This window comes from Enterobacter sp. Bisph1 (assembly GCF_000814905.1).
GTDB lineage: Bacteria > Pseudomonadota > Gammaproteobacteria > Enterobacterales > Enterobacteriaceae > Kosakonia.
Window position 1 is genome coordinate 75,317 of the sequence record NZ_JXAG01000043.1, and the last position, 12,561, is coordinate 87,877.

The following is a 12,561-nucleotide window of genomic DNA, read 5'->3' on the forward strand; positions in this document are numbered from 1 at the left end:
CTTCCCGTTGGGAAGAGGGTTTTTCTTTACACCGTAAAGCCTAACATCATCCCGGTATCTTCATGTTCGAGCAGATGGCAGTGGGCCATATAGGCAAACTCCTTCGGCGCGTCATGCTGGAAACGCACTAACACTTCACTGCGCGCCCCATAGACATTCACCGTATCTTTCCAGCCTGCGCGATGCGCGGCCGGTGGTTTGCCATTCTCTGAGAGAATGCGGAACTGGGTGCCGTGGATATGGAACGGATGCAGCATCATGTCGCCCTCGCCTGAAATAACCCAGCGCTCGAACTGCCCCTTTTGCGCGGCAAACTGCGGCGCGTCCATCTCAAAGGCTTTGCCATTGATGCGGTTGGCATTATGGAAATCGAAGCCGCCGTCGTGGTTCATCTCACCGTGCCCCATCGACATCTTGCCCATTCCCTGATGCATATCGCCCATCTCCCCATGGTGCTTCATGCCGGCCATTGCGCTGTCGCCATACTTTTTCTGTAGCGCCTGCATCCCCATCATATCGAGCATCGGATCCATCGATAGCTGGAAGGTGCGCTGCGTAAGCCCGTCAAGAGCAGGCAGCGCCGGGAGTGCCGCCAGCGTATCCGGTAAGGTACCGGAAGCGGTAACCTGTAACGGCTGAATACGCAGCACCGGCTGCGGCTGGTCAAAGGGGGCAACGGTCATTCCCATCTGCTCCACCGGCAGGGTAAGCAAATCGAACGCCTTACCGTTACTGATATCTACCAGCACCTCAAAGCGTTCGCCCATGAGCATCGGTAATTCACTGACTTTTACCGGCTCACCGAGAAAACCGCCGTCGCTCGCCACCACATACAGCGGACGATTATCGCTGGTGGCAAACTTCAACGAACGGGCGTTGCAGCCGTTGAGTAAGCGTAAGCGCAACCAGCCGCGCGGAGCGGAGTGCTGCGGGTAGATAGCACCGTTGGCGAGCAGCGTGTCGCCAAACCAGCCCACCGCCGCGCTCATCACATCGAGCTGGTAATCAATCTGCCCTTGCGCGGTGAATTTCTTGTCCTGCACGATCACCGGCACATCATCAATGCCCCACTGCTGCGGCAGGCGCAGCGTGCGGCTGTGCTCATCTTCAATCAGCACCAGACCGGCCAGGCCCATCGCCACCTGGTGACCGGTTTTGCCATGCTGATGGGGATGGAACCAGCATGTCGCCGCTTGTTGGGTAGGCGTAAAGCTGACTGTGCGGCTGGCGCCGGGTTTGATAATACCTTGCGGCCCACCGTCGACGCTGCCGGGCACTTCCACGCCATGCCAGTGGACGGTGGTCTCCTCGGCAAGGGTATTGCGGATATCGACGGTGACCGCCCGCCCCTGGCGCAGCTTCAGGGCTGGCCCAAGCAGCGCGCCGTTGTAGCCCCAGGTGGTGGCGCGCTTATCGCCAAACTGGGTTTCTCCGGCGCGGATCGCTAAGGCGATACGGCTTTGCGCGTCGGCTTCCAGTAAGGGCGGGATCGGTAAGGCGGGACGGCTGGCGGCAAACAGCGGACGGCTCCAGAGCGGCAGCGCGCTCATCACCCCCAGCGTAGCGGAATATTTTAAGAAATCTCGACGTTGCATAGCCATTTCCTTATTGATCGCAGGTCAGCGTTTGAGCTTAAACCCTCCCCCTGCCGGAAGGTCAAGAAAAGAGGTAATAATAAATATCGTCGCCTTACGAGGACTATGCTAACGTTTAATTTCCGTTATACCGTGGTAGAAATAATGAAGACGTTTTTCAGAACAGTTGTTCTCGGCAGCCTGCTGGCTGTCTCCGCTAACAGTTATGCCCTGAGTGAATCCGAAGCTGAAGACATGGCCGATCTGACGGCTGTGTTTGTATTTCTGAAAAACGACTGCGGTTATAACAACCTGCCAAATGGGCAGATCCGCCGCGCGCTGGTATTTTTTGCCCAGCAAAACCAGTGGGATCTCAGTAACTATGACAGCCTGGATATGAAATCCCTGGGCGAAGAGAGTTACCGCGATCTGAGCGGCATTGGAATTCCAACCGCTAAGAAGTGTAAAGCCCTCGCCCGCGACTCCCTGAGCCTGCTCGCCTACGTTAAATAATGCCGAAGGTTTAACCGTGCATCGCTAATCCGGGTTAGCCAGGATGTTGCGCCCGTTTCGCTGGGGTTTACACAGGAGCTACCGATGGCCGAAAACAACGTATGGCAAGAGACGCTGCACGACCATTTTGGGCAATACTTTGCCGTGGATAAGGTGCTGTATCACGAAAAAACCGATCATCAGGATCTGATTATTTTCGAGAACGCCGCCTTTGGTCGCGTAATGGCGCTGGATGGCGTGGTACAGACCACCGAACGTGACGAGTTTATTTACCACGAAATGATGACCCATGTTCCGCTGCTGGCCCACGGTCATGCGAAACATGTGCTGATTATCGGCGGCGGCGACGGCGCAATGCTGCGCGAAGTAACGCGGCATAAAAACATTGAAACCATCACCATGGTGGAAATAGATGCGGGCGTGGTCTCTTTCTGCCGCCAGTATCTGCCGAAGCATAACGCGGGTGCCTATGACGATCCGCGCTTTACGCTGGTGATCGACGACGGCGTCAATTTTGTTAATCACACTGACCAGACCTTTGATGTGATCATCTCCGACTGCACCGATCCCGTTGGTCCCGGGGAGAGCCTGTTCACCTCTGCCTTTTATGAAGGCTGTAAACGCTGCCTCAATCAGGGCGGTATATTTGTTGCGCAAAATGGTGTGAGCTTCTTACAGCAGGATGAAGCAGTGGGCAGCTACCGCAAGCTGAGCCCCTATTTTCGCGATGTCAGTTTTTACCAGGCTGCGGTGCCCACTTACTACGGCGGTATCATGACCTTCGCCTGGGGCACGGATAATGAAGCGCTGCGCCGGCTGTCGACGGAGATTATCGCCGCCCGCTTCCACAGTGCTAACCTCACCTGCAACTATTACAACCCGGCAGTCCATACGGCAGCCTTCTCTCTGCCGCAATATTTACTCAACGCACTGGCTGCACGGTAACACTCGGGAGGTGATAACCCTTGAAAAAGCTTAAGCTACACGGCTTTAACAACCTGACCAAAAGCCTGAGTTTTTGTATCTACGACATCTGCTACGCCAAGACCGCAGAAGAGCGTGATGGCTATATTGCTTATATTGATGAGCTCTATAACGCCAACCGCTTGACGGAGATCCTCACCGAGACCTGCAATATTATTGGTGCCAATATCCTGAATATCGCCCGTCAGGATTACGAGCCGCAGGGGGCAAGCGTGACGATTCTGGTGAGCGAAGAGCCTGTCGACCCGCAGCTTATCGATAAAACCGAGCATCCCGGCCCGCTGCCGGAAGCGGTGGTAGCGCATCTGGATAAAAGCCATATCTGCGTGCATACCTACCCGGAAAGCCACCCGGAAGGCGGTTTGTGCACCTTCCGCGCGGATATCGAAGTCTCTACCTGCGGCGTGATTTCACCACTAAAAGCCCTGAACTATCTGATTCACCAGCTCGAATCCGATATCGTCACCGTCGATTACCGCGTGCGCGGTTTTACCCGCGACGTCAACGGCATGAAACACTTTATCGATCATGAGATAAATTCGATTCAGAACTTTATGTCCAATGACATTAAATCCCTGTACGACATGGTGGATGTGAACGTTTATCAGGAAAATATCTTCCATACCAAAATGCTGCTTAAGGAGTTCGATCTTAAGCACTACATGTTCCATACCAAACCGGAAGAGTTAACCGCGCAGGAGCGCAAAGAGATCACCGAAGCGCTGTGGAAAGAGATGCGCGAGATTTACTACGGCCGCAATATTCCGGCCGTATAAGGCAAAAGGGCGTCGGGACGCGCCCTGATTACCGCTGTTTGAGGAACTGCCGATAGGCGGCGACCACCTGAAGAAAATCCTCCACGCCGCACAGGGAGAGGCTCTCTTCATCGTAGTAGTTCATCCCCTCTTCCATCTCATCGCCGGTAAATTCCAGCTGATTGGCGCGAATCATCACCTCTTCGCCATCCAGCCATAGCGTGTACTCATGCCCGGCGCGCTGCCAGGAGCGCTCGCTGCCTTTCACTGTATGCGCCGCCTGCTCAACTTCATCCAGCAGCGCCAGGTTCTCTTTGACTTCTTCATTAAACCAGTGACCGACCACTTCGTGGCCCATCGACATGCGCACCTTTACCACCCCGGTGACATCGCGCAAAAATTCATAATCCATAATCGCTTCCTCATGCAGGCCAAAGGCTGCCTATACCGTAATTATCGCAGCACAATACAAGAAAAAAAGCGCAGCAGACGGCAGCGAAGGGAAATATTGTTGAAAGCGCCGGGAAAGTAGACGTAAAGGAGGGTAAGCAGGCAAAAGGCGGATAAAAAAAAAGCCACCCCGCAGGGTGGCTCTCGCTGTCAGACGGCGGTCTGGAAAATCACGCCGTCAGCTTTCTCGGTATATTGATCAAGCTTGTCGAAGTTTAGATAGCGGTAAGTATCCACGGCGGTTTTATCCACCTGCGACATAAAGTTGAGATACTCTTCCGGCGTGGGCAGTTTACCTAACAGCGCCGAAACCGCCGCCAGCTCTGCAGAGGCCAGGTAGACGTTCGCGCCGGTGCCTAAACGGTTCGGGAAGTTACGCGTCGAGGTGGAAACCACCGTCGCGCCGTCCGCTACACGCGCCTGGTTACCCATGCACAGGGAGCAGCCCGGGATCTCAATACGCGCACCGCTCTTACCGAAGACGCTGTAGTAGCCCTCTTCCGTCAGCTGTGCCGCATCCATACGCGTCGGCGGCGCAACCCACAGGCGGGTCGGCAGCTGACCTTTGTGGCTGTCCAGCAGTTTACCTGCGGCACGGAAGTGACCGATGTTGGTCATACAAGACCCGATAAACACTTCATCGATATCGGCACCCTGCACATCAGAGAGCAGACGCGCGTCGTCCGGATCGTTCGGCGCACACAGGATCGGCTCTTTGATTTCCGCCAGATCGATCTCGATCACCGCCGCGTATTCCGCGTCGGCATCCGCTTCCAGCAGTTGCGGATCCGCCAGCCATTTTTCCATGCCCTGGATACGGCGCTCCAGCGTACGGCGGTCGCCGTAGCCTTCAGCAATCATCCACTTCAGCAGCACGATGTTAGAGCTTAAGTACTCGATAATCGGCTCTTTGTTGAGCTTAATGGTACAGCCAGCAGCAGAACGTTCAGCGGACGCATCGGTCAGTTCAAACGCCTGCTCGACTTTCAGATCCGGCAGACCTTCGATCTCCAGAATGCGGCCGGAGAAGATGTTTTTCTTGCCTTTCTTCTCAACGGTCAGCAGACCCTGTTTGATGGCGTACAGCGGGATCGCGTGCACCAGATCGCGCAGGGTAATACCCGGCTGCATTTGGCCTTTAAAGCGCACCAGCACCGATTCCGGCATATCCAGCGGCATCACGCCGGTCGCGGCGGCAAACGCCACCAGACCAGAACCTGCCGGGAAGGAGATACCGATTGGGAAACGGGTATGGGAGTCACCGCCGGTACCCACGGTATCCGGCAGCAGCATACGGTTCAGCCACGAGTGGATAACGCCATCGCCCGGACGCAGAGAGACACCGCCGCGGTTCATAATAAAGTCCGGCAGCGTATGGTGCGTCGTCACGTCAACGGGCTTCGGATAGGCGGCGGTATGGCAGAAGGACTGCATCACCAGATCCGAGGAGAAGCCCAGGCAGGCCAGGTCTTTCAGCTCATCGCGGGTCATCGGCCCGGTGGTATCCTGAGAACCCACAGAAGTCATTTTCGGTTCGCAGTAAGCGCCAGGGCGAATACCGTCAACGCCGCAGGCGCGGCCGACCATTTTCTGCGCCAGCGAGTAACCACGGCTGCTAACCGCAACATCTTTCGCCTGACGGAATACGTCGCTGTGCGGCAGACCAAGGGCTTCGCGGGCTTTGGTGGTCAGTCCGCGACCAATAATCAGCGGAATACGGCCACCGGCGCGCACTTCATCAATCAGTACGTCAGTTTTCAGCTCAAAGTTCGCCAGCAGTTCGCCGGTTTGGTGATTGCGCACTTCGCCTTTGAATGGGTAAACATCAATCACGTCGCCCATATTCAGGCTGTTAACATCCACTTCGATCGGCAGCGCGCCGGCATCTTCCATGGTGTTAAAGAAAATCGGCGCGATTTTGCCGCCCAGCACCAGGCCACCGCCGCGCTTGTTCGGCACAAACGGGATGTCATCACCCATAAACCACAGCACGGAGTTGGTGGCGGATTTACGTGAAGAACCGGTACCGACAACGTCACCGACATAGGCCAGCGGGAAACCTTTCTTCGCCAGCGCTTCAATTTGTTTGATCGGGCCAACGGCACCCGGCTGATCCGGCTCGATGCCTTCACGGGCGTTTTTCAGCATTGCCAGCGCGTGCAGAGGGATATCCGGGCGCGACCAGGCATCCGGTGCCGGAGAGAGATCGTCGGTGTTGGTTTCGCCGGTCACTTTAAACACGGTGACGGTGATTTTTTCCGCCAGCGCCGGGCGATTGAGGAACCATTCGGCATCTGCCCAGGATTGCATCACCTGTTTCGCATAGGCGTTACCCGCTTTCGCTTTCTCTTCCACGTCGTAGAAGTTATCGAACATCAGCAGCGTTTGCGACAGCGCTTTCGCGGCGATCGGCGCGAGTTTGTCATTGTCCAGCGCGTCAATTAGCGGATGAATGTTATACCCGCCCTGCATGGTGCCCAGCAGTTCAACGGCTTTTTCAGGGGACACCAGTGGGGAGGTGGCTTCGCCTTTGGCGATAGCGGCAAGGAAACCCGCTTTGACATAGGCGGCTTCATCAACGCCCGGCGGGACACGGTTAGAAAGCAGGTCAATCAGGAATTCTTCTTCGCCAGCAGGCGGATTCTTCAGCAGCTCGACAAGCCCTGCCATTTGGGTTGCATCTAATGGTTTTGGCGCAATCCCCTCAGCGGCACGTTCGGCTACGTGCTTACGGTATTCTTCTAGCACGACGGTTCTCCTCGCTCTCATTGTCATAGTGCGGCATACACTTTCTTACTTCACGTTACCTCAACATTCGTGGCGAAGGCTTTCCCGGTCACTTACTCGAGTAAGCAGTCAGGATTCGCGCTTTTGTCACTTTGACGCAACGTGAAAGGTTTCGTGTACGGGCGTTATCTTCACTTCACGCTCCTGTGAGACAGCAGTTTGTAGGGTAAGAGCCCGGTACCGCGTCGGGCAGCATAGCAGGATTTTCAGGGGGTGTTAATCCGTTTACAAAAAAGCAACATTAAATATTAGCTGAATCGTTAAGGGCGAAATAATGCAGACGCAATAATCGTTTAAAGCGGTAGGATGCTCGCGGTCAGATAAAGTAAAACGGCTCCGCAGAGCCGTTTCGTTACGTGATGGTTACGCGGTGGCCATAAAAGAGCGCAGGCTACTGTTGGCGTATTTTTCTGGCGTGACGGTTTCATCAACCATTTTATCCAGCACATACTTTTTCACCGTTGAGCGGTGGTCAACTTTCTCATCATGGCCAACGCTGGTCAGCATCCCGCGCCCGTTAACATTCAGCGTGGTGGTATTCTCATCATCATTTTCCACCAGATGATAGAGATAGTTTTGCGATGATTTCATCTTGTTCAACGCCAGCGGAATCGACGGATCGATAGCATCGTGCCAGGCGGCGCTCAGATGGCTGCGCGTTGTCTGTTTAACGGTTTTCGCACCATCGTCATGCGCCTGCACTTCAGAGGATTGCGAAGCAGCATAGGAGAAGCGATCTTTCTCATTTTCATGGGCCGGGTTAGGTGATTTCTCGGCTTGCGTGAACGACAGAGAAAAATCATTGAGCCCGCTTAATTGCGACACACCGTTCGCGCTGAGCATAAGATTTTGCCCGCGTAAGGCACTGGCACTTTCTGCGTCGCTGGTGCTATTCAAGGCGCGGAAAACCGACTTCATCGTCTCCATCTGGCCGCGATCGCCGTTACCCGCGAGGCGCGCTTTATCGAATTTATCATCATAGGCTTTCAGAGCCTGCTGTTGCTGGGCATGGCTGCCAGCGAGGCCAGGTTTCGAAAGATCGCTGCTCATCTTCAATGAGAAGTCACCATCCTGATAAGCGATGGCGCGTTCTTTATCATCGGCATGGAAATTCAGCGACTGGAGTGAATCTTCTCCGTTGCGCACATCGGTTTTTAGATCCACCGACTGCAAAAGTTTATTATCAAAGTTGGTTAAACCGCCGATATCGAGTTTTGGCGGCATTTGCCCAAGTCCGTTGAGGGTTTTACTCAGCGCGTCGCCGAGGCTCGCCACCGCAGCGGCATCATCATCGCTTAAGGCTTCGCCCTCCGTTTTCATCTCAACGGCCAGACCATCATCCTGCTGCGTCATGGTCAGATTCACGGTTGAGCCGGATTTTGTCACCACGCTTAAGGTAACGGCGAATTTATTGGCTGCACTCGCGGTCTCTGCCGCCACGCCGGTGACGGCCTGGGTGACATCGCCACGGTTCTCTTTCAGGTTACCCAATAGCGTGCTGCCAAGGGTCGCCAGCGACGAGATAGAACTGCTGCTCTGCGCGGTGTGCATCAGCCCTTCGATAACCGGGTTTAACTGCTGCACCGCATTGGCGCTCATTTTTTTCGGTGACAGGCTGTAGACCGCCGCAATGTCTGACGATTGGCTACCGAAAATGACTTTTGCCGAGGCATTATTATCGGCGGCGCTATTCTCGCTGGCGGCGCGTGCTGACGACGCACCCACCTTTGTTGACGTGCTGACGCGCGTCACGTCAGGCAGCTGTAGAGCAAAATTAAGTCCGCGGATCATGACGATGAAACTCCCTCTCGCACCGGTAATGGTAGACACATAACATCGGCAGTTTTTGCACAAACTTTATACGGACGAGAGGATAACGCTGGTTTCTTCGCACAACACAAAAGAAAAAGCGAGCCAGAAACCTGACTCGCCTGATTTAGACTACCTGTGAAAACGGACGAAAATTACTTTTTCTTCGCTTTCGGGTTCGGCAGATCGGTAATGCTGCCTTCGAACACTTCAGCGGCCAGACCCACAGATTCGTGCAGGGTCGGGTGCGCATGAATGGTCAGCGCGATATCTTCCGCATCGCAGCCCATTTCGATAGCCAGACCGATTTCGCCCAGCAGCTCGCCGCCGTTGGTGCCGACAATCGCGCCGCCGATAATACGGTGGGTCTCTTTGTCGAAAATCAGTTTGGTCACACCGTCAGCGCAGTCGGAAGCGATAGCACGGCCAGAAGCAGCCCACGGGAAGGTGGCGGTTTCGTAGCTGATGCCTTTCTCTTTCGCTTCTTTCTCTGTCAGACCTACCCATGCCACTTCTGGCTCGGTATAGGCGATAGACGGGATAACTTTCGGATCGAAGTAGTGTTTCTTACCGGCGATAACTTCTGCGGCAACGTGGCCTTCATGCACGCCTTTGTGCGCCAGCATCGGCTGACCGACGATATCGCCGATTGCGAAGATGTGCGGCACGTTGGTGCGCAGCTGTTTATCCACGCGGATAAAGCCACGGTCATCAACTTCCACGCCTGCTTTACCGGCATCGAGGTTCTTACCGTTCGGCACACGACCGATAGCCACCAGCACGGCATCATAACGCTGCGCTTCCGCCGGGGCTTTTTTGCCTTCCATGGAAACGTAAATACCGTCTTCTTTCGCTTCAACGGCGGTCACTTTGGTTTCCAGCATCAGGTTGAATTTCTTGCTGATGCGTTTGGTAAAGACTTTAACGATATCTTTATCAGCGGCCGGGATAACCTGGTCGAACATCTCAACCACATCAATCTCTGAACCCAGCGCATGATACACGGTACCCATCTCCAGACCGATGATACCGCCGCCCATAACCAGCATACGTTTCGGAACGGATTTCAGCTCCAGTGCGTCGGTAGAGTCCCATACGCGCGGATCTTCATGAGGAATAAACGGCAGTTGAATCGGACGGGAACCCGCCGCGATGATAGCGTTGTCGAAGTTGATAACGGTTTTGCCGTTTTCACCTTCCACTTCCAGGGTGTTCGCCCCGGTGAATTTACCCAGACCGTTGACCACTTTCACCTTACGGCCTTTCGCCATACCCGCGAGACCGCCGGTCAGCTGCGTGATCACTTTCTCTTTCCAGGTACGAATCTTGTCGATATCGGTTTTCGGTTCGCCGAAGACGATACCGTGTTCAGCCAGCGCTTTGGCTTCTTCGATAACTTTTGCAACGTGCAGCAGCGCTTTAGAAGGGATACAACCTACGTTCAGGCACACACCGCCAAGGGTGTTGTAACGTTCTACGATGACGGTTTCCAGACCTAAATCAGCGCAACGGAAGGCAGCAGAGTAACCTGCCGGGCCTGCCCCAAGTACCACGACCTGAGTTTTGATTTCAGTACTCATCATGACCTCTTATTGATTTCCGGCGGTCAGGGGTACTTCGTGTCGCCCTTCATCCACCGGGACGTTCTATCCGCCCGCAGTTTACAAAATTGTTAACAATTTTGAAACAACAAACGGCAAACGAATTGTCCTTAAGCCCCAATAACCTCAACGCACATGAGATTACCAGAAAAAAGCCGGCCGTCAGGCCGGCTTTTCTGATTACATCACCAGACGGCGAATGTCGGACAGCATGTTATTGATGATGGTGATAAAGCGCGCACCATCCGCACCGTCAATCACACGGTGGTCGAAGGAGAGCGAAATCGGCATCATCAGACGCGGTACGAACTCTTTACCGTTCCAGACCGGCTCCATTGCAGATTTGGAGACGCCCAGGATAGCTACTTCCGGCGCGTTAACAATCGGTGCGAAGTGGGTGGTACCCAGGCCGCCGATGCTGGAGATGGTGAAGCAACCGCCCTGCATTTCGCCAGCGGTCAGCTTACCGTCACGCGCTTTCTTAGAAATGACCGTCAGTTCACGGGACAGCTCGGTGACGCTCTTCTTGTTCACGTCTTTAAAGACCGGAACAACCAGACCGTTCGGGGTATCAACCGCAACGCCGATATTGATGTATTTCTTCAGCGTCAGTTTCTGACCATCTTCAGACAGCGAGCTGTTGAAACGCGGCATCTGCTCAAGAGCGGCAGCCACGGCTTTCATGATAAAGACCACCGGGGTGAACTTCACATCCAGCTTACGTTTCTCAGCTTCGGCGTTCTGCTGTTTACGGAACGCTTCCAGATCGGTGATATCGGTTTTGTCGAAGTGCGTAACGTGCGGGATCATCACCCAGTTACGGCTCAGGTTAGCACCCGAGATTTTCTGGATACGGCCCAGTTCCACTTCTTCGATTTCACCAAACTTGCTGAAGTCCACTTTCGGCCACGGCAGCAGGCCCGGCAGAGAACCACCGGTCGCGCCAGCGGCAGGGGCAGACTCAGCGCGTTTCACCGCATCTTTCACATACGCCTGGACGTCTTCGCGCAGGATACGGCCTTTACGACCGGTGCCCTTCACTTTCGCCAGGTTTACGCCAAACTCGCGCGCCAGGCGGCGAATCAGCGGGGTAGCATGGATATACGCGTCGTTTTCGGCGAAATCGGATTTGCCTTCTGCTTTTGCAGCAGGGGCCGCAGCCGGTTTCTCAGCTTTCGCCGTCGGTGCCGGTGCCGCCGCTTCTTGCTTAGCCGCAGGGGCAGCAGCAGGCGCAGCGCCTTCCACTTCAAACACCATAATCAGAGAGCCGGTAGAGACTTTGTCGCCGGTGCTGATTTTGATCTCTTTCACGGTACCGGCGAACGGTGCCGGGACTTCCATTGAGGCTTTATCGCCTTCAACGGTGATCAGTGACTGTTCAGCGGCAACTTTATCGCCCACTTTCACCATCACGTCGGTCACTTCAACTTCATCACCGCCGATGTCCGGAACGTTGACTTCTTTCACGCCGCCAGCGGCTGCTGGAGCAGCAGACGCCGCCGGAGCAGCGGCCTGTGCAGGCGCGGCAGCCGGTGCAGCACCCGCCACTTCGAAGATCATGATCAGAGAGCCGGTAGAGACTTTGTCACCGGTGTTAACCTTGATCTCTTTCACGGTACCCGCGAACGGTGCCGGGACTTCCATCGAGGCTTTATCGCCTTCAACGGTGATAAGAGACTGCTCAGCGGTAACAGTATCGCCTACTTTTACCAGAATCTCGGTTACTTCAACTTCGTCACCGCCGATGTCAGGTACGTTCACTTCTTTAGCTGCACCCGCAGCGGCCGGAGCGCTGGCTGCCGGAGCGGCTTCTTTCTTCTCTTCCTGCGCAGGTGCAGCGGCTGCTGCACCGTCGGCGGAATCGAAAATCATAATAAGTGCGCCGGTCTCAGTTTTATCGCCAACGGAGACTTTGATCTCTTTCACGATGCCAGCCTGAGGAGACGGGACTTCCATAGAGGCTTTGTCGCCTTCTACGGTGATAAGCGACTGTTCAGCTTCAACTTTGTCGCCCACTTTGACCAGGATTTCGGTGATTTCAACTTCATCAGACCCGATGTCCGGTACTTTGATTTCGATAGCCATTAT

Annotated in this window: 9 protein-coding genes; 3 read left to right on the top strand and 6 right to left on the bottom strand. The window is 54.8% G+C overall.

The window, feature by feature from the left end:
* Window positions 1-26: 26 nt before the first annotated feature.
* Window positions 27-1,595: a multicopper oxidase CueO gene (cueO, locus tag RW65_RS14180; protein ID WP_039057419.1), complete on the bottom strand. Its 1,569-nt coding sequence runs from the start codon at window positions 1,593-1,595 to the stop codon at window positions 27-29.
* A 144-nt stretch (window positions 1,596-1,739) separates the two neighbouring features.
* Between cueO and RW65_RS14185 the strand changes: the two genes are divergently transcribed.
* From RW65_RS14185 to speD, 3 genes are all read left to right on the top strand, one after another.
* Window positions 1,740-2,087, top strand: a complete 348-nt coding sequence (locus RW65_RS14185; protein ID WP_039057517.1) for a YacC family pilotin-like protein — start codon at window positions 1,740-1,742, stop codon at window positions 2,085-2,087.
* An 84-nt stretch (window positions 2,088-2,171) separates the two neighbouring features.
* A complete protein-coding gene (gene speE / locus RW65_RS14190; protein ID WP_039057420.1) occupies window positions 2,172-3,032 on the top strand; it encodes a polyamine aminopropyltransferase in 861 nt (286 codons plus the stop codon).
* A gap of 20 nt (window positions 3,033-3,052) precedes the next feature.
* Window positions 3,053-3,847 carry an adenosylmethionine decarboxylase gene (speD, locus tag RW65_RS14195; protein WP_039057421.1) on the top strand — a complete coding sequence of 265 codons (795 nt, stop codon included), beginning with the start codon at window positions 3,053-3,055 and terminating at the stop codon, window positions 3,845-3,847.
* A 28-nt stretch (window positions 3,848-3,875) separates the two neighbouring features.
* Here the strand turns inward: speD and yacL are convergent, their stop codons facing one another.
* The 5 genes from yacL to aceF all read right to left on the bottom strand — a co-directional run bounded on the left by yacL (window position 3,876) and on the right by aceF (window position 12,558).
* Window positions 3,876-4,238: a protein YacL gene (gene yacL / locus RW65_RS14200; protein ID WP_039057422.1), complete on the bottom strand. Its 363-nt coding sequence runs from the start codon at window positions 4,236-4,238 to the stop codon at window positions 3,876-3,878.
* Window positions 4,239-4,426: 188 nt separating this feature from the next.
* A complete protein-coding gene (gene acnB / locus RW65_RS14205; protein WP_156124005.1) occupies window positions 4,427-7,024 on the bottom strand; it encodes a bifunctional aconitate hydratase 2/2-methylisocitrate dehydratase in 2,598 nt (865 codons plus the stop codon).
* A gap of 402 nt (window positions 7,025-7,426) precedes the next feature.
* A complete protein-coding gene (locus tag RW65_RS14210) occupies window positions 7,427-8,854 on the bottom strand; it encodes a hypothetical protein (RefSeq protein ID WP_039057424.1) in 1,428 nt (475 codons plus the stop codon).
* A gap of 173 nt (window positions 8,855-9,027) precedes the next feature.
* Window positions 9,028-10,452, bottom strand: a complete 1,425-nt coding sequence (lpdA, locus tag RW65_RS14215; protein ID WP_039057518.1) for a dihydrolipoyl dehydrogenase — start codon at window positions 10,450-10,452, stop codon at window positions 9,028-9,030.
* A 201-nt stretch (window positions 10,453-10,653) separates the two neighbouring features.
* Entirely contained in the window at window positions 10,654-12,558 is a 1,905-nt protein-coding gene (aceF, locus tag RW65_RS14220; protein ID WP_039057425.1) for a pyruvate dehydrogenase complex dihydrolipoyllysine-residue acetyltransferase, read from the bottom strand.
* Window positions 12,559-12,561: the final 3 nt, after the last annotated feature.

Bases quoted from the DNA above. Each gene is read 5' to 3' on its own strand.
- yacL (WP_039057422.1), bottom strand. From the start codon at position 4,238: ATGGATTATGAATTTTTGCGCGATGTCACCGGGGTGGTAAAGGTGCGC.
- RW65_RS14185 (WP_039057517.1), top strand. From the start codon at position 1,740: ATGAAGACGTTTTTCAGAACAGTTGTTCTCGGCAGCCTGCTGGCTGTC.
- speE (WP_039057420.1), top strand. From the start codon at position 2,172: ATGGCCGAAAACAACGTATGGCAAGAGACGCTGCACGACCATTTTGGG.
- RW65_RS14210 (WP_039057424.1), bottom strand. From the start codon at position 8,854: ATGATCCGCGGACTTAATTTTGCTCTACAGCTGCCTGACGTGACGCGC.
- cueO (WP_039057419.1), bottom strand. From the start codon at position 1,595: ATGCAACGTCGAGATTTCTTAAAATATTCCGCTACGCTGGGGGTGATG.
- aceF (WP_039057425.1), bottom strand. From the start codon at position 12,558: ATGGCTATCGAAATCAAAGTACCGGACATCGGGTCTGATGAAGTTGAA.
- lpdA (WP_039057518.1), bottom strand. From the start codon at position 10,452: ATGAGTACTGAAATCAAAACTCAGGTCGTGGTACTTGGGGCAGGCCCG.